A 24,800-nucleotide genomic window follows, 5' to 3' on the forward strand; every position below is an offset into this window, starting at 1 on the left:
CCCCCGGGCGCGTCTGCGCGCGAGGTCGCCGGACCGCTGCGGGTGTGGGGGACGCCGCTCCCCGGAACCCGGAGCCGCCCGCGGACGACTGTCGGGGTGTGTGTCCCCCACCGGTCTCCCCGGCCCGCTCGTCGGTCGTCGCGCTCGTCGCCGCGGCCCTGCTGTTCGTCGCCGGGTGTGCCGGCACGCCACCCGGCCCCGGTCCGGCGGAACCCGGCGCCGGGTTCCCGCTGACGCTGGAGCACGCCTTCGGGGAGACGACGATCCCGGCCCGTCCGCAGCGGGTCGTCGCGCTGGGGGCGGCCGACGTCGCTCTCGCGCGGGAGCTCGGGGCGGACGTCGTCGGCGGCCTGCGCAACGCCGGGGAGTCGCAGCCGCAGGCGCCCTACCTCGCGCCGTTCCCGGACGGGGTGCTGACGATCGACGAGCTGGAGCCGCTGCCGCTGGAGCGGATCGCGGCGTACCGCCCGGACGTCGTCCTGGCCGTGTCGTCCTACCTCGTGACCGACCGCGACGCCTACGAGCGCCTGAGCGCGATCGCCCCGACCGTCGTCCACCGCGGCACGCTGTTCGGCGCCACGATGCAGGACGACGCCCGGCGGATCGGGGCGGCCCTCGGTGTCCCGGACCGGGCCGAGGAGCTCATCGCCCGGGCCGACCGCGCCGTCGCCGCGCTGCGGGCGGAGCTGCCCCGTCTCGCCGGCCGGTCGGTGCTGGTCGGGCAGGCGAGGGGGGACGTCATCCCGGTCATCGTCGACCCGGCGAACCAGTCGACGGCGCTGACCCGCGCGCTCGGGCTGGGTCTGCCGCCGACCTTCGCCACCGACCCGCCCGCCGGTGACGGGGTCGCCCCCGGCACGGTCGCGCTGTCCTACGAGGAGGCGGGGCGCCTGGCCGAGGCCGATCTGGTCGTCATGAGCTTCCCGACCGCGGCCGACCGGCGGCGCTTCGAGGGCGACCCGGTGGTCGCGCGGGCGCTGTCGCGCACGACGTACGTCCCGATCGGCCTCGACGAGGCGATCGCCCTGCAGGCGCCGAACGTGGTGTCCACCGGCTGGCTGCTCGACCGGCTCCGCCCCGCGCTGGACCGGGTGGCGGCCGCGCCCGCTACCGGCCGCTGAGGAACTCGACCGTCGCCCGGTTCACCTCGTCCGGCCGTTCGAGGTAGCCGTAGTGCCCGGCGTCGGCGATCTCGACGTAGCGGGCGCCGGGCACGGCGTCGGCGACCTCGCGGCTCAGGTGCGGCGGGATGGCGGCGTCGTCGGCGAAGGCGAGCACCAGCAGCGGCACGGCGAGCGCGCGGTAGGCCTCGGTGCGGTCGCGCAGCGCCATCGACACCTGCAGCTGGGCCCGGTGCCCCTTCGAGACACCGGCCCCGGCGAACGCCAGGATGTCCAGCCAGTCCTGCGCCTCCCGGTCGGCGCGCAGGGTCGCCGGCGACAGGTACTGCAGGGCGGACACCGCGGCGTGGTAGTCCTCGGGCAGCTCGACCCCGGCGTCGGCCAGCGCGATCTCGCCGGCGGTGACCGCCCGCTGCACCGGGCCGAGCCGGGCGTGGGCGGCCATCGCCACGACCCGGGTCACCAGGTCCGGCCGGGCCAGTCCCGCCTCGATCACGACGCGTGACCCGAGCGAGGTGCCGACGAGCGCGGCCGGGCCCGCGTCGAGGTGGGCGACGAGGGCGAGCACGTCGGCGGCCATGTCGTCGACGGTGAACCCGTGCGCGCACTCGTCGGTCGGCGGGATGCCCCGGTTGTCGAGGGTCAGGACCCGGTGGCCCGCGTCGCGCAGGGCGGGCACCTGGTGGGTCTGCCAGACCCGGCCCGGGCTGCCGGTGCCCATCACGAGGACGACGGGCGGGCCGTCGCCGCCGTGGTCGGTCCAGGACAGCCGGATGCCGTTGAGGTGGGTGACCGTCATCGGGGAACCTTCCCCTCGGCGGCGAGCAGCACACCCAGCGCCCGCTTGTCGATCTTGCCGACGGCGGTGAGCGGCAGGTCGTCGCGGACGACCACCCGGTCCGGTGACATGAACCGGGCCAGCCCGCGCTCGGTGAGGAAGGCACGCAGGTGACGTCGCTTCGGCGGCGTCGCGCCGGGCGCCGGGACGATCACGGCGCACACCGCCTCGCCCAGGTCGTCGTCCGGGATCCCGACGACGGCCGCGCCGGCGATGTCCGGGTGGGCGAGCAGGTGCTCCTCCAGCTCGGTGGCGGCCACGTTCTCGCCGCCGCGGTTCACGACGTCCTTGATCCGGCCCTCGACGACGAGGTGCCCGGTCGGGAGGCGGCGCACCAGGTCACCGGTGCGGTAGTAGCCGTCCGGGGTGAACGACGTGGCGTCGTGCTCCCGGGCCCGGTAGTAGCCGCGCAGCGTGTACGGCCCGCGGGTCCACAGCTCGCCCGCCGTCCCCTCCGCGACGTCGGCGCCGTCGCGGTCGACGACCCGGACCTCGTCGGCCGGGCTGAGCGGGCGCCCCTGGCTGACCGCGACGAGGTCGTCGGGGTCGTCGAGCCGGGTGTAGTTCAGCAGTCCCTCGGCCATCCCGAAGACCTGTTGCACGGTGGCGCCGAGCTCGGGGCGGACGCGGCGGGCGAGCGTCGCGTCGCACTTGGCCCCGCCGACCTGGACCAGGCGCAGCGTCGACAGGTCCCAGGACCCGCGGCCGTCGCCGGCGAGGTCGGCCCAGAGCCGCAGCAGCGGCGGCACCATCGCGGTGACCGTGACGCCCTCGGCCGCGACCAGCCCGAGGGTGACCTCGGGGCTCGGTGCCGGCGCGAGCACGACCGTGGCCCCCACCCCGAGCGCTCCCAGCAGCCCCGGGCAGGCCAGCGGGAAGTTGTGCGCCAGCGGCAGGCAGGCGAGGTAGACGTCGTCGGCGGTCAGTGCGCAGACCTCGGCGCTGGCCCGGGCGTTGTAGGCGTAGTCGCGGTGCGTGCGCGGGATGAGCTTCGGCTTGCCGGTGGTGCCCCCGGAGACGAGCAGGACCGCGACCTGTCCGGGGTCGGGCCGCGGCAGCGGGTCGGCGGTGCCGGCCGGCAGGTCCGCGAGCGCGGTCGTCCCCGCGACGGGGTCGCCGTCGACGAGCAGGTGCCGCAGCGTGGGCACCGCCGTCGCCACCTGCAGTGCGAGCTCGCGGTGGTCGAAGCCCTCGGCCACGTCGGGTCCGACGTAGGCGACGGCCCCGGACAGCGCGGCGAGGTGCTCGATCTCGGCCTGCCGGTGCGCGGGCAGGGTCAGCACCGGCACCGCACCGGCCCGCAGCAGCCCGAACAGGGTCACCGTGAACTCGGCGGTGTTGGGCAGGTGCACCACGACGCGGTCGCCCTCGGCGATACCGAGTGCCCGCAGCGAGCGGGCGCGGGCGTCGGCGGCCCGGTCCAGCTCGGCGTAGGTCCGCCGGCTGGGCCCCGCGACGACGGCGACGGCGTCGCCGTAGCGGCCGGCCCACTCCCCCAGCAGGTCACCGAGGGTGTCCTCGCCCCAGTAGCCCTCGCGCCGGTAGCGTTCCACGGCCCCGGCGGGCCAGGCGAGCGCCCCGTCGATCAGCACGGTCACGGCGTCTCCTCCCCGACCAGGAACCGGCTGACGCTGCGCAGCTTCTCCCGGGTCTCCTCCAGCTCCCGTTCCGGTGTGGACGCACCGACGATCCCGGCCCCGGCCCGCAGCCAGGTCCGGCCCTGCGCGCGGTAGATGGCGCGCAGCACGAGCGCGGCGTCGAGCGCCCCGGTGTGGTCGACGGTGAGCACCGCGCCGCTGTAGAGCCCGCGCGCACCCTCGTGGCGGCTGATCGCCGCGCACGCCGGGGCCTTCGGGAGCCCGGACGCGGTGACCGCGGGGAACAGCCGTCCCAGCGCGTCCCAGGCGGTGGCACCGGGCCGCAGCCTGCCGCGGACGCGGGACGCGAGGTGCTGGACGCTGCCGCGCTCGACCACCCGCATGAACTCCTCCACGACGACGGCGTCCGGGTCGCTCACCTGCGACACCTCGTCCTGGGCGACCTGGACCGAGACGGCGTGCTCGTAGATCTCCTTGGGGTCGCGCCGCAGCTCGTCGGACAGCTCGGCGTCGCGTCCCGGCTCCCCGGAGCGGGCCCGGGTGCCGGCCAGCGGCTGGGTCGAGAAGGTGCCGTCGGCGGCGACCTCGACGACGGTCTCCGGGCTGAACCCGGCCGCCTCCAGCCCGCCGAGCCGCAGCAGGAACGAGCGGGCCGGGGTGTTGTGCGCCCGGCCGTGCCGGTAGGTGGCGGGCAGGTCGACCGGCTCGGTGACCGGGACGGTGCGGGACAGGATGACCTTGCGGAAGCGGTCCGCGGCGATCTCGGCGACGGCCGCGGCGACGGAGCCGCGATAGGCCTCGGCGCGGGCGGACTCGTCGACGGTCACCGGCGGACCGCTGCGCGGCCCACCGGGCCCGGCACCGAGGATCGCGTCGCGCCAGGACCGTGCGACGGCGTCGTCGGCGGTGTCGACGTCCGCGCCGCCGGGGTGCAGGTGCGCGCGGTGGCGGGGAAGCAGCAGGTGCAGCAGGGTGCCCGTGCCCGCGGGCAGCTCCCCGCCGTGCAGGAGGTGGGCCAGCTCGAACGACGCCCAGCCGAAGGCCTGCCACCCGGTGCCGCCGACCTCGGCGAGGGCGGCGGCGACCTGGGCGAGCGGGTCCGTGCCGAGCGGTTCGTGCCGGGTGCCCGCCGGCGAGGAGACCGTGAGGCCGTCCGGGTCCAGCACGAGCTCGGCGGCGGTGCCCGCGGCCAGGAAGACGTCGTCGCCGCGCTCGTAGAGCACGTAGGGGTCCCCGTCGGGTACCGCGCGGGCGATCGCGGTGGCGCCGGCGATCCGGTCGGCTGCGGACCGGGTCCGCTCGGTGGGGGCCGGGTGGGTGCGCGGCGGGCCGGCCGCCTCGGTGGTCGTGGACATGGTCGGATCTCCTTCGGACCGGCGCTCGCGCCACCGGGGGTGGGGTCGTGGGGGGTGCCGGGACGTGGTGGGTGGCGTCGTCGCCGGGTCAGCCCCAGGCCGCCGCGGCGTCGGGGTAGTAGTCGGCGAACATCCCCAGGTCGGTGGCCTGGTCGTAGCGGGGGTGGTCGCGCATCCCGGCGAGCTCGAGTCCCTCGGCGAGCCCGTAGTAGCCGGGGTCGCCCCCGGGTGTGCGGGCCGGTCCGGCGGTGCCGTCGGCGACCGCGGCGAGGTTGTCGGTGAACGCCCGGTGCGCGGCCTCGACGAGGTCGGACAGCACGTCCTCCAGGACGGCGTCGGGGTCGACCGGGAACCGGGCCTCGGCCAGCACCGGACCGGTGTCGATGCCGGCGTCGATCTCGTGCAGGGTCGCGGCGAAGGAGGTCTCGCCGTGCAGCACGGCGTAGGCCGCCGTCACCGGTGGCAGCCCCCGGTAGGAGGGCAGCGGCCCCCCGTGCACGTTGAGCAGCCGCAGCCCCGAGGCCAGCACCTTCTCCCGGAACAGGAACGGGTTGTCGATCGACCACAGCAGACCGTCGGTACAGCGTGCGGCCAGTTCCCCGGCGAGCTCCTCCAGGTCGTGCCCGCTGTGGACCGCGCGGGCCGCGTCCGGGGCGAACCCGGGCGGCGGGGTGGTGCGGGGCCCGTGGCACACGAGGTCGACGGGGTGGCCGTCGGCCCGGGCGTGCCGGACGGCGCGCCACAGCAGGGCGCCGTCGCCGACGAAGATCATCGTTCCTCCTCGATGGATGCGCGGGTGACCCGGCGCAGCGGTCCGAGCAGCAGCCCGGTCGCGGCGGCGACCAGGCCGGTGACGGTGTTGTAGACCCAGAGCGCGTCGCCGTCGCCGACGACGCCGCCGACGGACCCGGCGACGACGGCGCCGATCGCGGCGCCGGTCATGGCCTGGGCGGCGAACAGGCTGTTCACCCGGCCCAGCAGGGCGTCGGGGGTGCGGAGCTGCAGCAGCGTGTACCGCAGCACCTCCTCGATCGCGTTCGTGGCGCCGGCGGCGACCAGCGCGGCGAGGACCAGCGCGACGGTCGGTGCCGCCCCCGCCAGCGCGTAGCAGGCGTAGCAGGCGACCATCAGCACCAGCAGCAGACGGCCGGGCCGCGGGCTGCGCCGGACCCAGCCGCTGCCCAGCGAGCCGAGCACGACCCCGGCGGCGAGCGCCGAGTACATGAGACCGACGACGGTGGACGAGCCCCCGAAGCGGGCCTCGACGAAGGCCGGGACCAGCACGAACGAGCCGCCCCCGACCATCCCGACCAGTCCGGCCACCATCACGCCGAACACCACTGGCTCCCGGACGGCGAACCGGGCGCCGGACCGCAGCGCGGCGAGCGGGCTCTCGGCCGGGTCCGGCGGCCCGTCGGCGACCGACCGGTCGCCGGTGGCGTCGGTCCCGGGGCCGGCGGCGGTGCCGGGCGGCCCCGGGGCACCGGGTGCGGGCCCGATGGGCGGCGGCGGGTCGGCCGCGGCGGTCCGTCCCCGGCCGGGCGGTGGCGCGACCATCAGCAGCACCCAGGTCGCCGCAGCGGCCAGCGCGCCCGCGGTGTAGTTCCAGGCGGCGGAGGCGACGGCGAACACGATGCCCCCGACGGCCGGTGCGACGACCGCGCCGAGCCGCAGCGACACGGTGTTCAGCGCGCCGACCGCGTGCAGCTTCGCCCGGTCCACGATGGACGGGGTCACGGCGAGCATGGCGGTGATGCAGGTGGCGCCGGACAACCCGTTCGCGGCGACCAGCGCGGCGGTCAGCGGGGTCGAGCCGATCCAGGCGGCGTTCACCGCGAGCCCGGCGAACGTCGTCCCGCTGACCAGCCAGGTGACCCGCACCAGCAGCCAGCGGTCGACCCGGTCGGCGAGGACCCCGCCGCCGAGGTAGCCGACGACGAACGCCGCCGACTCGATCGCGGTCACCATCCCGACGACCGGGGTGGACCCCGTGCGGGCGTACACCTCCAGCGGCACGGTGACCGCGACGATCCCCACCCCGAACAGCAGGATGGTCCGGGCGACGAACAGGTTGCGGAACGTCCGGTCCTCGCGCAGCGGGCTGACGTCGACCAGCAGGGACGCCATCAGCGACGCCCCGCCCAGGTCGTGAGGACCTCGGCCCAGCGGGCCGCGACCCGGTCGACCGTGGCGGCGTCGAGGACACCGGTGGGGTGGCCGAACGTCGCCTCCAGCACGGGGCCCCCGGGGGTGTCGCGCACCAGCACGTCGACGACGAGCGAGTGCCCGGTCCGCACGCCGGGCGCGGGTCCGACCCGCACCGCGTCCTGCTCGGGGGCGAGCTCCCAGCCGCCGCCCGCGGTCCCGGCGGGCCGGGTGGTGCGACCGAGCCAGTTCAGCGCGACCTCCGCTCCCGGCCCGGTGACCCGTGGCGTGCCCTCGGCCGGGTACCGCAGCAGGCCCCAGCCCAGGCCCCGCCCGGGAGGCGCGGCGACGGCGTCGCGGGCCCGGGTGAGCGCCGCGGCCGCGTCGGGCACCTCCGGGCCGGGGCTGCCGTGCGCGGGGACCGGGGCGAGCACGGTGAGGCAGCCGACCGTGCGGGCGAGGTCGACGTCGGGTCCGAGCTCCTCGGCGCGGCCGTGGTGCTCCAGGTCGACCAGCACGGGCCCGTCGGGTCCGGTGACGGTGAGGGCCTCGCCGAGCGCGGCGAGGAGCACCGCCTCGGCCCCGGTGCCGTGGCGCCGCGCGAGCGCCGTGACGACGTCGCCGGGACAGGACGAGGTGGTCTCGCGGACGGTCGCGTGGGTGTCGCCCCCGTCGCGCGGGCGCCGCACGGGCAGCGGGGCGGCCGCGTCGAGGACCTCCTGCCAGAACCCGGCCTCGGCGCGGACCCCGGGGCCCGCGCCGTGCGCGTGCAGCCGTGCGGCGAACGCGGCGAAGCCGGTGGCCTCGGGTGCCGGTCCGGCCGCGGTGCCGTGGGTGGCGATGTCCTCGGCGAGCACCCGCCAGGACGTCCCGTCCACCGCGAGGTGGTGCGCGACGACCGCGAGCCTGCCCGGTGCGGTGCCGCGGTCGAACCAGAGCAGGCGCAGCATCCCGCCGGGTCCGGCGTCGAGCTCGGCGCGGGCGGTGCGGGTCGCCGCGGTGACGGCGCGGGTGAGCGCGTCGTCCCCGGCGGCCGGGTCGACGGGCACCCGCCGGACCAGCGCCGCCGGGTCGGCGTCGCGGCGCGGGAGGATCCGCAGACCCGTCCAGTGCCCGTCGGAGCCGGTCTCCAGGGCCGAGCGCAGCACCGGGTGCCGGGTGAGCAGGGCGTCGGCCAGCGCGGTGAGGTCGTCGGCGCCGAACCCGGAGGGGGTGGTGACGAGCACCGCCTGCGCCCGGCCGGCCACCGGGCCGCCCAGGGACCCGAGCCAGGACAGGACCGGGGTGAGCGGGACGGTGCCGGGCTCCTCGGTGGCCGGGGTGGCCGACGGCCCGGCGGCGGCCGTGCCCGCCGTACCGACCGTGTCGTCGCCCTCGCCGGCGTCACCGTCGCCGCGGTCGAGCGCCGCCGCGACCGCGGCGACCGTCCCGGCGACGAGCAGGTCCCGCACGCGCAGCTCGATGCCCTCGCGCCGGGCGGTGGTGGCGATGTCGATGGCGCCGAGGCTGTCGCCGCCGAGACCGAAGAAGTCGTCGTCGATGCCGACCGTGTCGAGCCCGAGGACGTCGGCGACGATCGTGCACAGCCGTTCCTCGAGCGGGGTGCGCGGGGCGCGGGAGGCACGCCGGGCGACCGGGGCGGGCTCGGGCAGTGCGCCGGTGTCGAGCTTGCCGTTGACGGTCAGCGGCAGCGCGTCGACGACCGCCCACAGGGTGGGCACCATGTAGTCGGGCAGCACGCGGGCCACCGCGTCGCGGACCGTCTCCACGTCGGCCCGGCCCACCAGGTAGGCCGCCAGCCGCTTCGTCGTCCCGGTCGTGCGGGCGACGACGGCTGCCTGGGAGACACCGTCCACCGCGCCCAGCGCGGTCTCGACCTCCGCCGGTTCCACCCGGTAGCCGCGGATCTTCAGCTGGTCGTCGCTGCGGCCCAGGAAGTCCAGGTTCCCGTCCTGACGACGTCGCACCAGGTCACCCGTGCGGTACATCCGCTCCCCCGGGGTCCACGGGTCGGCGACGAACCGCTCCGCGGTGAGGCCCGGCCGGTCCAGGTAGCCACGGGCCAGCCCGGTCCCGGCGATGTAGAGCTCTCCGACGACGCCGTCGGGCACCGGGCGCAGCCACCCGTCGAGGACGTGCGCGACGGTGTTGGTGATCGCCGTGCCCACGGTCGACGTGGCGCTGTCGGTGGTGCCCGCCCCGAGCGTGTTGATCGTGTACTCGGTGGGCCCGTACAGGTTGTAGCCCCACGTCCCGTCGGTCTCGCGCAGCCGCGACCACACCGACTCCGGGACCGCCTCCCCACCGAGCAGGACCAGCGGCGGGACGTGCGCCCCGTCGAGGAACCCGGCCGCGAACAGGTGGTGGGCGTAGGTCGGGGTCACGTTCACGACGTCGACCGCGTGCTCGGCGCAGTAGGCCACCAGACGCTCCGCATCCCGGCGCAGCTGCTCGTCGCAGACGTGCACCTCATGGCCCTCGACCAGCCACAGGAGCTCCTCCCAGGACATGTCGAACGCGAACGACACCGTGTGCGCGATCCGCAGCACCCGGCCACCCGCCGCGTCGACCGTCGGCGCGAAGATCTCCCGGCGGTGGTTGACCTGCATGTTCGTCAACCCCCGGAACGGGGTCACCACACCCTTCGGCTTCCCCGTCGACCCCGACGTGAAGATCACGTACGCCGGGTGGTCCAACCGGCCCGGGGTGCCGGGCGCGAAGGCGCCCAGCTCCTCGGCGGACAGCGGGGTGTCCGGGACACCGTCGAACAGCCCGGGCTCGTCCAGACGCACCTGCTCCACCCCACCGTCGAACCGCGCGGCCACGGCCGAGTCGGTGACCAGCAGTGCGGCACCCGAGGCGGTGAGGATCTCGGCGAGCCGATCGTCGGGGTGGTCCAGCTCCAGCGGCACGTAGGCCGCCCCCGCCCGCAGCACCGCGAACAACGCCACGACGTTGTCCACCGAGCGCGGCAGACCCAGTGCCACGACCGTCTCCGGGCCGGCCCCGCGGGAGCGCAGGACGCGGGCCAGCCGGGTCACGCGGGCGTCGAACGCGGCGAAGGTGACGCGCTCGTCGCCGGAGACCAGTGCGGTGCGCTGCGGGCAGGTCGCCGCACGCTCGGCGAGCAGCTCCGCGATCGTGACGTCCGGGACGTCGACGACCGCGGAGGCCGCACGCGCGACGGCGTCGGCGTGGTCGGCCGGGGCGAGGACGTCGATCGACCCCACCGGACGGCCCGGGTCGTCGGCGAAGGCCCGCAGCACCGCGACCATCCGGTCGGCGACGCGCTCCATCGTGGACCGGTCGAACAGGTCCGTGGAGTACTCGACGACGCCGGACAGCAGGTCGGGGGTGTCGGTGAAGTTGAACGACGCGTCGAACTTCGCCGTGCCCGTGCGGACCACGTCGGCGCTCGCGTCCACGCCGTCGAGGCGGGGGGTCAGGGCGTTCGCGTCGCCGCCCAGGCACACCACCATGACCTGGAACAGGGGGCTGCGCCCGGGCGCCCGGTCCGGGGCCACGGCCGCCACGACGTCGGAGAAGGGCACGTCGGCCCGGTCGTAGGCGTCGAGGTCGGCGCCCCGTACCGCGCGCAGCAGCTCGGCCACCGTGTGGTCGGGGGCCACGTCGGTTCGCAGGGCGAGGGTGTTGAGGAAGTAGCCCACCGCGTCGTCGAGCGCCGGGTCGAAGCGGGTCGAGATCGGGGTGCCGACGACGACGTCGGGTGACCCGGTGTGCCGGGACAGCAGCACGGCGAGCGCGGCGTGCAGCAGCATGAACACGGTGACGTCGTGCGAGCGGGCGAGCCGGTGGAGCTCGGCGGTGAGCTCCGGGCCGACCTCGACCGGCACGGCGTCGCCGGCTCCGGTGGGGGCGGCGGGACGCGGCCGGTCGACCGGCAGCGTGGTCTCGACCGGGGCGCCGGTCAGCGTGGTCCGCCAGAAGTCCAGCTGCGCCGCGGCGGAGGTGTCCGACCCGTCGGCGAGGCAGTCGCGCTGCCAGGCGGCGAAGTCGGCGTAGCGGACGGCCGGCACGGGCAGCGACGACGGCGCGTCCGGGCCGGAGCGCAGCCGTGCCCGGTAGGCGGTCTGGAGGTCGTCGATGAGGGGGCGCCAGGACCACTCGTCGACGGCGATGTGGTGCAGCACCGCGACCAGGACGTGCTCGTCGGGGCCCAGCTCGAACAGGGTGACGCGGGCGGGTATCGCACGGGCCAGGTCGAACGGGGCGCGCACCGCGGCCTCGATCCGTTCGTCGAGGTCGCCGGCGTCGATCCGCTCGGCGGTGATCGCCGGGCCGACGGCGTCGAGGTCGAGCACCCGGGCCGTGGTCGTGCCGTCGGGGTAGGTCGTGCGCAGCACCTCGTGCCGTCCGAGGACGTCGAGCCAGGCGGCGCGCAGCGCGTCGGTGTCGAGCGGGCCGTGCAGGCGCAGGACGCCCGGCACGTTGTAGACCGCGCTGGGGCCGCCGACCCGCGACAGCGCGAGCATCTGCCGCTGCCCGGCCGAGATCTCCCGCTCGGGTCCGTCGTGCTGCACGGGCCGCAGGGCCGGGCGCGCGGCGGCGGTGCGGCTGCCGTAGGGGGCGAGCCGGGTGACGGTGCGGGCCTCGAACACGTGCCGGGGCCGGATCCGGAGCCCCGCCTTGCGGGCCCGGTTGGCCAGGGCGAGCGCGGAGATGCTGTCCCCGCCGAGGTCGAAGAAGTCGTCGTCGGGGCCGACCCCGTCGACGCCCACCACCTCGGCGACGATCGAGCAGAGGGTCTCCTCCAGGGGCGTGCGCGGTGCGCGGCCGCCGGTGGGGGCGATCGCCGCCGGCTCGGGCAGCGCGGCGACGTCGAGCTTCCCGTTGACGGTCAGCGGGAGCTTCTCGACCACGGCCCAGAGGGTCGGGACCATGTAGTCGGGCAGGGTCCGCGCGACGGCCTCGCGGGCCGCCTCGGGTGTCGCGGTGCCGACGAGGTAGGCCGCGAGGCGCCGTTGGCCGGGGACCTCGGGGTGCGGGCGGGCGACGACGGCGGCCTGGGAGACACCGTCGGCGGCGCTCAGCGCGGTCTCGATCTCGGCCGGTTCCACCCGGTAGCCGCGGATCTTGAGCTGGTCGTCGCTGCGGCCCAGGAAGTCCAGGTTCCCGTCGGGACGGCGTCGCACCAGGTCACCGGTGCGGTACATCCGGGCGCCCGGGGTCCACGGGTCGGCGACGAACCGCTCCGCGGTGAGGCCCGGCCGGCCCAGGTAGCCACGGGCCAGGCCGGTCCCGGCGATGTACAGCTCCCCGATCACGCCGTCGGGCACCGGGCGCAGCCAGCCGTCGAGGACGTGGGCCGTGGTGTTGGTGATCGCGGTGCCGACGGTGGAGGTCGGGCTGTCGCTCGTGCCGGCGCCGAGGGTGTTGATCGTGTACTCGGTGGGGCCGTAGAGGTTGTAGCCCCACGTCCCGTCGGTGTCGCGCAGGCGGGTCCACACCGACTCCGGGACGGCCTCGCCGCCGAGCAGCACGAGCGGCGGGACGTGCGGGCCGTCGAGCAGGCCGGCGGCGAACAGGTGGTGGGCGTAGGTCGGGGTCACGTTCACGACGTCGACCGCGTGCTCGGCGCAGTAGGCGACCAGACGCTCCGCATCCCGGCGCAGCTGCTCGTCGCAGACGTGGACCTCATGGCCCTCGACCAGCCAGAGCAGTTCCTCCCAGGACATGTCGAACGCGAACGACACCGTGTGCGCGATCCGCAGCACCCGGCCACCCGCCGCGTCGACGGTGGGCGCGAAGATCTCCCGGCGGTGGTTGACCTGCATGTTCGTGAGCCCGCGGAACGGGGTCACCACACCCTTGGGCTTCCCGGTCGACCCCGAGGTGAAGATCACGTACGCGGGGTGGTCGAGGCGGCCCGGGGTGCCGGGGGCGAACGACCCCAGCTCCTCGGCGGTCAGCGGGGTGTCCGGGACACCGTCGAACAGGCCCGGTTCGTCCAGGCGCACCTGCGGGACGGCCCGGTCGAAGCGCGGCGCGACGGTCGAGTCGGTGACCAGCAGCGACGCACCCGAGGCGGTGAGGATCTCGGCGAGCCGGTCGTCGGGGTGGTCCAGCTCCAGCGGCACGTAGGCCGCCCCGGCCCGCAGCACCGCGAACAGCGCGACGACGTTGGCGGTCGAGCGTGGCAGTCCGAGTGCCACGACGGTCTCGGGTCCGGCGCCGCGGGACCGCAGGACCCGCGCGGTGCGGGTGACCTGTGCGTCGAGCTCGGCGAAGCTCAGCCGGGACTCCCCCGCGACCAGCGCGGTGCGCTCCGGGCAGCGCGCCGCACGCTCGGCGAGCAGCTCGGCGATCGTCGCGTCGGGGACCGGGGCGGCGGTGTCGTCGGTGTGCGGCGCGACGCCCGGGTCGATCGTGGCCAGCGGTGCGCCCGGAGTGGCGGTGAGGGCGTCGAGCACGGCGACGAAGCGGTCCATCAGCTGCCGGGCCGTGCCGGTGTCGACGGCCTCCGGCCGGTGGTCGACGGTCAGCTCCATGTCGTCGAACGGGTTCACTGCGAACGACAGCGGGAAGTGCGAGTCGTCGAGGGTCTCGACGTCGGCCATCCCGTGCCGCTGCGCGGCCTCGGCGAAGGCGTCCCAGGCGTTGCGCAGCGTGAACAGGGTGTCGAACAGCCGCGGCCGGCCGGTGGCCTGCTGGATCTGCCCCAGCCCGAGGTACTCGTGCGCGACGAGCCCGGCGCGCTCGTCGCCGAGCCGGCGCAGCACGTCGGCGCCGGTGTCGGTGGGGGCGAGCCGGACCCGGACGGGGACCGTGTTGAGGAACAGCCCGACGGCGTGCTCCATGCCGGCGATCTCGTCCGGGGCGACGGCCATCGGGGTGCCGAGGACGACGTCGTCGCCGCCGGTGGCGTGCCCGAGCACGACGCCGAGCGCCGCGATCAGGACGGTGTTGACGGTGACCCCGTGCCCGGCGGCGACGGCCCGGACCCGGTCGGAGAGCGGGACCCCGAGCCGGGTCCCGATCCGCGACGACGGCTCGGTGAAGGACCGCTGCTCCTCCCCCGCGACCAGGGTGGGGGCGGTGAGGTCGGCGTAGGCTCGCGCCCACACCTCGCGCGAGGTCTTCTCGTCCTGGTCGGCGGTCCAGCGCAGGTACTCGTCGTAGCCGGGCGCCGCCGGCGGCTCGCCGCCGTCGTGCAGGGTGAGCAGGCGGTCCGCCACGCGCATGGCCGAGGCGCCGTCGAACAGCTGGAAGTGGTTGGTCAGCACCAGCCGGTCCCGGCCGTCGGGCAGGTGCACGAGGAGCAGGCGGAACAGCGGCGGCGCGTCGAGCGGGATCGGCCGCGCCCGCTCGGCCGCGGCCAGAGCCCGGGCCTCGTCCAGGGATCCGGCGGACCGCTCCCCGACCGGCAGCGCCGGCAGGTGGTCACGGACGACCTGGACCGGGCGGCCCCGGTCGTCGGTGGTGAACGCGACCCGCAGCAGCGGCGTGGCCGCGGCCAACCGGGCCAGCGCTTCCTCCAGCCGCTCCCGGTCCAGGGCCCGGTCCAGGGTGAACACGGTCTGCAGGATGTAGACGTCGCCGCCCGCCGCGGACCCGGAGGTGTCGGAGGTGTCGTAGACGGACTGGAAGTACAGCCCCTCCTGCAGCGGCGACAGCGGCCAGACGTCGGTCGCGGTGCCGCCGACCCGCTCGCCGAGCGCCGCGACGTCGGCCGGGCCGAGCCCGAGCAGGTCGCGCAGCGGGCGGGTGTCGGCGCGGGCCGCCCGCGGCGCCGTGCCCGCGGCGCGGGCCATCCCGGCCGGGGTCCGGTGGGCGAACACGTGCGCGGTGCGGACGTCGAGCCCGGCCTCGCGCACGGTCCGCACGACCCGGGTGGCGAGGATGCTGTCGCCGCCGAGGGCGAAGAAGTCGTCGTCCGGGCCGACCCGGCCGGCTCCGAGGACGTGGGCGAAGGCGGCGCACAGGGTCCGCTCGACGTCGTCGGCGGGCTCGCGGTCCGTCGCGGCGGGGCCGCCGCCGAACTCGGGTTCGGGCAGTGCGCGGCGGTCGAGCTTGCCGTTGACGGTCAGCGGCAGCCGGTCCAGGACGACGATCGCGGCGGGGACCATGTAGCCGGGCAGGAGGTCGCCCAGGGCGCTGCGCAGCGCGGCGGGGTCGGCCGCGGCACCGGGGGCGGGCACGACGTAGCCGACGAGCCGCCGGTCGGCGGGGTCGGTGCCGGTGTGCACCCGGGTGACCGCCTGCGCGATCCCGGGCAGCGCGAGCAGGCCGGCGTCGACCTCGCCCAGCTCGACGCGGTAGCCGCGGATCTTCACCTGCTCGTCGGCGCGGCCGGCGAACTCCAGCTCACCGGCCCGGTCGAACCGGGCGAGGTCACCGGAGCGGTAGAGCCGGGTGCCGGGCGGGCCGTCGGGGTCGGCGACGAACCGGACGGCGGTGAGGCCGGGGCGGTCGGCGTAGCCCTGGGCCAGCTGGGCACCGGCGACGTGGATCTCGCCGACGACGCCCGGCGGTACCGGTCGCAGCCGCCGGTCGAGCAGCCGCACCTGCAGCCCGGCGAGGGGACCCCCGACCGGGCTGACCGGCCGGTCGAGGTCCGCGGTGCCGATCTCGCGGTAGGTGGTGTGCACGGTGGTCTCGGTGATGCCGTAGAGATTGGCCAGCACCGGGGCGCCGGGGGTGTGCCGGGCGCACCAGTCCCGCAGCAGCCGCGGTTCGAGCGCCTCCCCGGCGAACACGACGTAGCGCAGGCTCTCGGCGACGGCGGAGCCGGCCGGCTCGGCGAGGGCCAGGGGCCCGAACGCCGAGGGCGTCTGGCTGAGCACGCTGACCCGCTCGGCCGCGATCAGCGCCCAGAGGCGTTCCGGGTCGCGGGCGGTGTCGCCGTCGACGACGACGACCGTCGCGCCGGTCGCGACCGCGCCCCACAGCTCGAACACCGAGACGTCGAAGGCGATCGAGTGGACCAGGGAGAACACGTCGTCGGCGGTGACGTCCATGGTGCCGCCGGGTGCGACGGTCGCCGCCAGCAGCGACAGCACCGCGCGGTGCGGGACCTCGACGCCCTTGGGACGCCCGGTGGACCCGGACGTGTAGACGACGTACGCCGGCTGCGCGGCGGGGACGGTCACGGGCCCGGGCAGAGCGGCGACGTCCGGGGCGACCGCGTCGACGGCGACGACGCGGGGGCCGAGACCGGTCACGGCCCCCGGGGTCGTGGCGACGGCCAGCAGGCAGTGCGGCCGGGCGTCACCGACGATCAGTGCGAGGCGGCTCGCCGGGGACTCGACGTCCAGCGGCACCGCGGTGGCCCCGGCCAGGGCGACGGCGAGCATCGCGACGACCATGTCGGCGCCGCGCGGGACACCGACGGCGACCCGGTCCCCCGGGCGGACCCCGTCGGCGACGAGCACGGCGGCCAGCCGCCCGGCGCGGTCGGCGAGCCCTGCCCAGGTCAGCCGTTCCGCCCCCGCGACCAGTGCGGGGGCGTCGGGCCGGGCCGCGACGGTCGCGGTGAACAGCGCGGCGAGGGTGGCCGGGAGACCGTCGGCACCGGTCGGTGCCGGGTCGGGTCCCGGGGCGGGCGGGTCGAGCCGCAGCTGCGAGAGCCGGGTCCCGGGAGCCGAGGCGACCAGCTCCAGCAGCCGCTCCAGCCGTGCGATGACCGCCTCGATCGTCGTGGCGTCGTAGAGCTCGGTGGCGTACTCGACGATCACGCCGAGCCGCGGGTCGCCCGCGTCGGTGACCGACTCGTGGAAGGCGAAGGTCGCGTCGAACTTCGCCGAGCCGGTGCCGGTGCGCACCGCCGTGGTGACGGCGCCGTCGAGGTCGAGCTCGCTGCGGTCGGGGTCGGTGCGCAGGTAGAGCAGCTCCACCTGGAACAGCGGAGAGGCCGCGCCCCGCTCGGGGGCGACCCGGTCGACGACGCGGTCGAAGGGGACGTCGGCGTGCTCCATCGCGGCCAGGTCCGCGGTGCGGGCCCGGTCCAGGACCTCGGCCAGGGTCGGGTCGCCGTGCAGGTCCAGCCGCAGCGCGAGGGTGGTGAGCGCGAACCCGACGACGTCCTCGGCGCCCGCGTGCCGCCGCGCCGAGACCGGGGTGCCGATGACGACGGCGTCACCGGCGTCGTCGCCGGGGTCGCGGTCGGCGTCGGCGTGCGCCTCGAGCAGCACGGCCAGCGCGCCGTGCAGCAGCATGAACATGCTGGTCCCGTGCCGCTGGGCGGCGGCGCCGAGCGCCGCGGCCAGCTCGGGGCCGAACTCGGTGCGGAGCTCGGCACCGCCTCCGCCGGGCGCCTCGGGCCGGGGCCGGTCGGTGGGGAGCGTGGTGACCGGCGGCGCGCCGGTCAGCCGGTCGGCCCAGAAGTCCAGCTGGCGCCGGGCCCGGTCGGTGGGCTCCTGCGGGGTCCCGACGAGCCCGGCCTGCCAGGCGGCGACGTCGCCGTGGCGCAGCGGCGGTGCGGGCAGGGAGGGGGTGCGCCCGGCGCGGCGGGCGGCGTAGGCGGTGCCGAGGTCGGCGAGCAGGACCCGCAGGGACCACTCGTCGACGGCGATGTGGTGACACACGAGCCCGATGCGGTGGCGGTCGGCGGCGGTGCGGACGACCTCGGCACGGACCGGGGCCTCGCGCTCCAGGTCGAAGCGGTGCCCGACGAGCGCGGCGAGCGTCGCGTCGGCGCCCGCCTCGTCGCCGGCACCCGTCCCGACGTGGACCGGCAGCTCACCGGCCGGATGGACGTGCACGGTCACCGTGCCGTCGGCGGTCTCGCCGTAGGTCGTGCGCAGGGCCTCGTGCCGGGCGACGACGTCGTGCAGCGCCGCGCGGAACGCCCCGGCGTCGAACGGGCCGTCGACGGTCCACTCGCGCGGGACGTTGTAGGCCGCGCCCGGCCCCTGCATCCGGTAGAGCGTCCACATCGGGTGCTGGGCGGGCGCGAGGACCGCGGGTGCGGTGTCCGGGCGGCGGACCGGGCCGTCGGCCGTCGCCGGGTCCCGGTCCTCGGTCCCGGCGGGGTCCCGGCCGGCGACCAGCGTGGCGAGACCGGCGACGGTCGGGCGGGCGAAGACGTCGGGCACCGTGACCGGGGCGCCGAGCCGTGCCTGCACCCGGTTGGCCAGGCGCAGCGCGGACAGCGAGTGCCCGCCGAGGGCGAAGAAGTCGTCGTCGACGCCGATGCCGGTGCGGTCGAGGAGCTCGGAGAACAGGGCGCACAGCGCGCGTTCACGGTCGTCGCCGGGCGGCCGTGAGCCGGCGTGGACGCGGCCGGGCGCCGGCAGCGCCCGCTTGTCGATCTTGCCACCGGGGGTGCGCGGCAGCTCCGGGAGCACGACGACCGCGGCCGGCACGAACTGCGACGGCAACCGCTGCGCCACGGCCGCGCGCAGGTCCTCGCCCACGGGCTCGTCGGCGTGTTCGGCCGGGACGACGTAGGCGACCAGGGACGGTCCGTCGCCGACCGTGCGGGCGACGACCACGGCCGACCGCACGCCCGGCTGCGCGACGAGGACGGCCTCCACCTCGCCGGGTTCGACCCGCACCCCGCGCACGGTGACCTGGTCGTCGGCGCGGCCGAGCAGCTCGAACCGGCCGTCGGGCAGGCGGCGGGCCAGGTCACCGGTGCGGTAGAGCCGGGCACCGGGCACCGCGGGGTCGGCGACGAACCGGGCGGCGGTCTCACCCGCCCGTCCGGTGTAGCCGCGGGCCACCTGCTCACCGCCGACGTAGAGCTCGCCGACGACGCCGTCGGGCACCGGGGCCAGGAACCGGTCGAGCAGCACGACCGTGCTGCCGGGCACCACGCGGCCGGCGGTGACGCGCTCGTCGCCGACGACCTCGCCGGCGAGCACGTCACCGGCGACCTCGGAGGAGCCGTAGGAGTTCACGACGACCGAGCCGGGCGCCCACGCCCGCGCGGCCGCGACGGCCGTGGCCGTCAGCGGCTCGCCGGAGCAGACCCAGCGGCGCACCGCGACCGGGCCGGGGGTCTCGGCGAGCACCGACACCAGCGACGGGACGGCGGTGACCTGCGCGACCGGCTCGGTGCGCAGCAGCCGGGCCAGCGCCTCCGGCTCGGTCGCGGTGGCGTCGTCGGCGACGAGCACCCGCGCCCCACCGGCCAGTGCGGCGAGCAGCTCGGTGACCCCGTCGATGAAGGCGATCGAGCTCTTGGCGACCCGGACGTCACCGGGCTCCACCGGCCAGGCGCGGTCCGCCCAGTCCAGCCGCCGGGCCAGGCCACGGTGCGTGCCGAGCACGCCCTTCGGCACACCGGTCGAGCCGGAGGTGTACACGAGGTAGGCGGCCTGATCGGGATGCGGCCGGTCGAACGGCCGGTCCGGGGCCGGGCCCGTCGACAGGTCCGCGACGGTCGCCGTGGCCGCACCGGCCGCGCCGGCGGGTGCGGTGACGGCACCGTCGGTGACCACCAGGGCGGGCGCGGAGTCGGTGAGCACGTGCCGGATCCGTGCGGCCGGATAGCCGGGGTCCACCGGCACGAGGACCGCGCCGGCGCGGAGCACACCCAGCACCGCGGTGGCCAGGCCGGTGGTGCGGGGCAGCAGCACGGCGACCCGGTCCTCCGGGCCGATGCCGCGCGCACGCAGCGCGGCGGCGACGCGGTCGGCGGCGTCGTCGAGCTCGGCGACGGTGACCTCCACCGGTGCACGGCCGGGGGCGGGCGCGCCGACCAGGGCCACCTCGCCGGCGCGGGCGGCGGCGCCCGGGCCGAGCGCGTCCGCCGGGGTCCAGCGGGGCCCGCCGTCGGTGCCGGTGACCGACCGGTGCACCGGGCGGGTGGTGAAGATGTCGGCGAGCCGGCGGTCCGGGTCGTCCCCGGCGTCCTCGAGCAGCGCCTCCAGGTCGGCCAGCAGGGTGGACACCGCGTCCGCGGTGAGGTGCGCCGCGGCGTAGGTGGCCTCGACGTCGAAGCCGTCGTCGGTGAGGAACACCTCCAGTGCCAGCGGGTGCTGGGCGGTGCCGTTGTCGGTGCGCAGCCAGCTCGTGGTGGTGCCGGGCAGCTGCGGGCCGTGCAGCTTCTGGGTGAGGAACAGCAGCTGGGCCTCGAACAGCGAGCGGGCCTGCCCGGACGCCGACGGGTTCAGCAGCTCGACGAGCCGGTCGTAGGGGAAACCCTGGTGCCCGAACCCGTCGGCCGCCACGGCCGCCACCCGGCCGGTGAGCGACCGGACGGTGTCGTCGGGCCGCACGGCCGAGCGCAGCACCACGAGGTTGCCGAAGTTGCCGACGAGCTCGGTGACCCCGCTGTCCTCGCGGTTGACGACGGCGGTGCCGACGGCGACGTCACCGGTCCCGGCGAACCGGCTCAGCACGGCGCTGTAGCAGGCGAGCACCACCGTGTACGGCGTCGTGCCCAGCTGCGCGGACAGCTCCCGCACGGCCTGGGCGGCGGCCGGGGAGAAGCGCCGGTCCACCCGTCCCCCCGCCTCGACGTCCGCCGCCGGGTCCTCGGCGGGCAGCCGGTCGAACAGCGCGGGCACCGGCTCGGCGAGCTGCTCCCGCCAGTACGCGGCGTCGGCCCCGGCGCCCCCGTCGCCGCCGGCCCAGGCCCGCTGTTCGGCGTCGGCGAAGTCCGCGACCTGACGCGGCGGCGGGGTCGTGGTCACCGCCCCGTCCCGAGCCTGCCGGTAGGCACGCTCCAGGTCGCGGGAGATCACGGCGAAGGTGAGGCCGTCCCAGGCGATGTGGTGGACCTGCAGCAGCACCGTCGTGCGCGCCGCGCCCTCCCGGACCACCGCCACCCGCAGCGCGGAGTCCGCGGCGAGGTCGTAGGGCCGCGACGCCCGCTCGCGGGCCAGTTCGCGGACCCACGCACGACGCGCGGCGGCGTCGGTCCCGGGCGCGTCGAGGACCTCCCAGGGGTAGCCGAGCGTGTCGTGCACCCGCTGGAACGGGTCGCCGTCGTCGCCGGCGTGGTAGGTCGTGCGCAGCACCTCGTGCCGGGCCACCAGCGCGTCGAACGCCGCCCGCAGGGCCGTCTCGTCCGGGTCCCCGTCGAGGGTCAGCTCGATGCACAGGTTGAACGCGGTGCTGTCCGGCACGATCTGGTGGTGCAGCCACATCCGCCGCTGCGCGAACGACAGCGGGAACTCGGTCCGACCGGCCCGGCGCGGCGCGGCGGCGGGGTCGCTGCGGCGCAGGCCGGCCTCGGCCAGGCGCCGGGCGATCAGGGCGCGCTTGCGCTCGTCGAGACTGGTCATGGTGTGGCCTCCGGTGTCCCGGGCGGGACGGATGGGTGCGGTCGTTCGGGTGCGGGGCGGCGGGGCTCAGCCGCGCGGGCGGTGGCTCACCGCTCGGCCAGCGCCCGGTCGAGGTCGTCCTCGGCGAGGGACTCGATCTCGTCGACGACCTCGGCGACGGCGTCGACGCGCTCGGGCTCCTGCTCGCGCAGGGCCCGGCACAGCTCCCGCACCGTGGGGTGGGCGAACACCGTGCGTGCGGACACGGCGTCGGTGTCGAGCAGCTCCCGCAGCTGCGAGACGATCACCGTGACCAGCACCGAGTCCCCGCCGAGGGCGAACAGCGGCGTCTCGACGCCGACCGGGCCGTCGTGGTCGAGCACCTGCGCCCACACCCGGGCCACCACCCGCTCCAGCGCGGAGCCGGGCTCGACCCGGTCCGCGCCGGCCGCCACCCGCTCGGCGACGGCGGCCCGCACGGCCCGGCGGTCGATCTTCCCGTTCGTGGTCAGCGGCACCCGGTCCAGCGCGACGACGGCCCGCGGGACCATGTGCGGCGGCAGCGCCTCCGGGAGCGCGGCCGCGACGGCGTCGGGATCGGCGGTGCCGTGTACCGCGACCGCGAGCACCGCGTCGCCGACGACGACGGCGACCGCGCGGGCGACCCCGTCGACCGCGGCGGTGGCGGCCTCCACCTCTCCCAGCTCGACCCGGAAACCGTTGAGCTTGACCTGGTCGTCGCGGCGGCCGAGGAACTCCACGGTGCCGTCGGCCCGGTAACGGGCGAGGTCCCCGGTGCGGTACCAGCGCCGCCCGTCGAGGGTCAGGAAGCGGTCCGCGGAGCGGTCCGGGTCACCGCGGTAGCCGTGCGCCACCCCGGCGCCGCCGATCCACAGCTCGCCGGGCACGTGGTCGGGGGCGTCGCGGCCGAGGTGGTCGACGACGCGCAGCGCGACCCCGTCGAGCGGGGTGCCGTAGGGGACGCACCGCCAGTCCGGGTCGACGGCGCCGGGGCCGTCGCCGACCTCGGTGACGGTGGAGTGGATCGCGGTCTCGGTCGTCCCGCCGAGCCCGGCGAAGCCGCAGCCGGGCACCCGCTCGCGCAGCCGCCCGGGGAGGTCGGTGCCCACCCGGTCACCGCCGAGCAGGACCTGGCGCAGGGTGGGGCCGAGGTCGTGCCCGGTGGCCAGCAGCGCGTCGAGCAGCGCGGGCACACAGTTGAGGATCGTGACGCCGTGCTCGCGGACCGCGCCCGCCCAGTGATCGGGGTCGCGCTGGGCGCCCTCGGGCAGGACGACGACGGCACCGCCGGTCCCGAGCACCGCGAACAGGTCGAACACCGACAGGTCGAAGTCGAGCGCGGAGACCGCCAGAGTCCGGTCGCCGCTGCCGATCCGGTAGCGGCGGACCAGGTCGTCGAGGGTGGCGACGGCAGCCCGGTGCGGGACCTCGACGCCCTTCGGCTCACCGGTGGAGCCGGAGGTGAACAGCAGGTAGGCGACCTGTTCCGGGTCGGGGACGGCCGCCTCGGGCAGCGGCGCGTGCGCCAGGAGCTCGGCGAGGGTGACGCGGTCCTCCCCCGGCTCGGCGGTGATCGCCCAGCGGTGTCCGGAGACCGCCCGGATCCGCTCGACCCGGGCGGGCGGCTGCTCCACGCCCAGCGGCACGTAGGTGCCGCCGGCGGCGAGCACCCCGAGCACCGCGACGACCTGCTCCGGTCCGCGGGGCAGCGTCACCGCGACCGGCTCGCCCGGTGCGACGCCGCGCTCGCGGAGCCCGGCCGCCACCCGCAGCGCCCGGTCGGCCAGCTCGGCGTGGCCCAGCACCCCGGAGCCGGCGACGACGGCGGGGGCGTCCCCGCGGGCGGCGGCGCCGGTGAAGAAGTCGTGGTGCAGCGGCCGCGCCGGCGGCAGGGCGGCGGTGGTGTTGACGCGTTCGCGGACGGCGAGCTGGTCGGCGGGCAACAGCGCCGGGACGGGCACGGACCAGGTCCGCTCCTCCCCCAGGCCGCGCACGAGCCTGCTGAACGCGGCGAACATGGCCTCGCCGACGCCGTCGGGCAGCAGGTCCGCGCGGACGTCCCAGTTGACCAGGAGCTGCCCGCCGACCTCGGTGATCTGCGCGTCCAGCAGGACCTGCGGCCCCTGCGAGATCATCCACACCGGGTCGCCGAACAGCGCCCGCGCCCGCTCGTCGAACAGCTCGCCGAGGTTCAGCCCGCTGGTGAACACCACCGGAGCCAGGACCTGCTCGCCCGCGCGGCGGCCGAGCTCGCGCAGGACCTCCACGCCGGAGAACGCGGCGTGCTCGGCGTCGGAGTGCAGCCGGTGCTGGACGGCGCGCGCCCGCTCCAGGAACGTCGCGGGCGTCGTGAGGTCGACCTCGAGCAGCACCGACCCCGTGAAGTCGCCGACGACCCGGTCGATCTCGGGGTGCACCGGGTCGCGGTCGAACAGCGGGACGTTCACCACGAACCGCGGCTGCGCGCTCCACGCGCCGACGACCTCGGCGTAGGCGGTGGCGATGACGGCGGCCGCGGTCAGACCGTGGCGGCGGCACGCCGCGAACACCGCGTCCCGCTCGTCGCCGGCCAGGGTGAACGCGAGCCGCTGCGCGCGCGGGCGCCCGGTGCCGTGCTCGAGCGCAGGCAGCTCGGGCGCGCCGGGCAGCTCCGCGGCGCGACCCTCCCAGTAGGCACGGGCGGCGGCGGACGCGGCCTGCCGGGCGCCCGGCCTGGCCTGCAGGTACTCCCGGTAGGTGACGCCGATCGGCTCGGTCTCGGGCGCGTCGAGGCACTGCTCGTAGCAGCGGGCCAGGTCGGCGAGCAGCACCCGGAAGCTGACGGCGTCGGCGGCGACCATGTCGACGTCGACGTGCAGCCGGGCACCGTCGGGCAGCAGGCTCACCGCGACACGGAACACCTCGCCGCGCTCGATCGCGAGCATCTCGTGCGACATCGCGTCCCGGGTCGCGGCCAGGCGCTCGGCGCGCTCGGCGTCGCCCACCGTGCGCAGGTCGTGCACGGCGGGCGCGCCCTGACCGGTGGCGGGCAGGATCTCCTGACGGCCGTTGTCGGTGATGCGGGCGCGCAGCATCGGGTGCCGGTCGACGAGCCGGCGCAGGGCGGCGGCCAGCCGGTCCGGGTCCAGACCGGGGCCGTCGAACTCCAGGTACAGGTGCGGAGCCACCCCGCCCAGGGGCTGGGCCGGGTCGCGGCCCGCCCAGTACGCGTGCTGGAGCAGGGCCAGCCCGAACTCGGCGTCCCCGTCGGTCCCGGCGGGCCTGCCGGCTCCGGTGGGCCGGTCGTCGGGGCCGTCCGCCGCCGGGTCGGCGTCGGGACGGCGCGCCAGCAGCGCGGCCCACGCCGCGACGGTCGGGCGGGCGGCGAGGTCGCCGAACCCCACGTCGAACCCGTCGTCGCGCCAGCGCGAGACCAGGCGCATGAGCGCGATGGACTGCAGGCCGAGCTCGAACAGGTCGTCGTCGTCGCCGACGTCCTCGGGCTCCTCGTCGACGAGGCCGGCGATCAGCTCACGGAGCTCGTCGGTGGACACGGGGCTCATCAGGGG

The 24,800-nt window shown here is 76.7% G+C and carries 8 protein-coding genes; 1 reads left to right on the forward strand and 7 read right to left on the reverse strand.

Going from position 1 to position 24,800, the window contains the following annotated elements; translation table 11 throughout:
* Positions 1-98: 98 nt before the first annotated feature.
* Entirely contained in the window at positions 99-1,121 is a 1,023-nt protein-coding gene (locus ND486_RS26645; protein ID WP_251787098.1) for an ABC transporter substrate-binding protein, read from the forward strand.
* On the opposite strand, the gene ND486_RS26650 is transcribed toward ND486_RS26645, so the two are convergent.
* The 7 genes from ND486_RS26650 to ND486_RS26685 form a co-directional block, all read right to left on the reverse strand.
* Positions 1,108-1,920, reverse strand: coding sequence for an alpha/beta fold hydrolase (locus ND486_RS26650; RefSeq protein ID WP_208818561.1), 813 nt, complete (start codon positions 1,918-1,920; stop codon positions 1,108-1,110). The genes ND486_RS26645 and ND486_RS26650 overlap by 14 nt on opposite strands.
* Complete coding sequence (locus tag ND486_RS26655; protein WP_251787099.1) at positions 1,917-3,557, reverse strand: (2,3-dihydroxybenzoyl)adenylate synthase; 1,641 nt, start codon at positions 3,555-3,557, stop codon at positions 1,917-1,919. Before ND486_RS26655 ends, ND486_RS26650 begins: the two co-directional genes overlap by 4 nt.
* Positions 3,554-4,912 (reverse strand): salicylate synthase, encoded by a 1,359-nt coding sequence (locus tag ND486_RS26660; protein WP_251787100.1) that lies wholly within the window; start codon positions 4,910-4,912, stop codon positions 3,554-3,556. Before ND486_RS26660 ends, ND486_RS26655 begins: the two co-directional genes overlap by 4 nt.
* An 88-nt stretch (positions 4,913-5,000) precedes the next feature.
* The gene (locus ND486_RS26665) at positions 5,001-5,684 is read right to left on the reverse strand and encodes a formyltransferase family protein (protein ID WP_251787101.1); all 684 of its coding nucleotides are present in this window, start codon (positions 5,682-5,684) and stop codon (positions 5,001-5,003) included.
* On the reverse strand, positions 5,681-7,039 hold the full coding sequence (locus ND486_RS26670; RefSeq protein WP_251787102.1) for an MFS transporter: 1,359 nt from the start codon (positions 7,037-7,039) through the stop codon (positions 5,681-5,683). Before ND486_RS26670 ends, ND486_RS26665 begins: the two co-directional genes overlap by 4 nt.
* Positions 7,039-21,252 (reverse strand): non-ribosomal peptide synthetase, encoded by a 14,214-nt coding sequence (locus ND486_RS29450; RefSeq protein WP_285899350.1) that lies wholly within the window; start codon positions 21,250-21,252, stop codon positions 7,039-7,041. Before ND486_RS29450 ends, ND486_RS26670 begins: the two co-directional genes overlap by 1 nt.
* Positions 21,253-21,338: 86 nt before the next feature.
* On the reverse strand, positions 21,339-24,794 hold the full coding sequence (locus ND486_RS26685; RefSeq protein ID WP_251787103.1) for an amino acid adenylation domain-containing protein: 3,456 nt from the start codon (positions 24,792-24,794) through the stop codon (positions 21,339-21,341).
* Positions 24,795-24,800 lie beyond the last annotated feature (6 nt).

The sequence above is a fragment of the Pseudonocardia sp. DR1-2 genome, assembly GCF_023717215.1.
GTDB lineage: Bacteria > Actinomycetota > Actinomycetes > Mycobacteriales > Pseudonocardiaceae > Pseudonocardia > Pseudonocardia alni.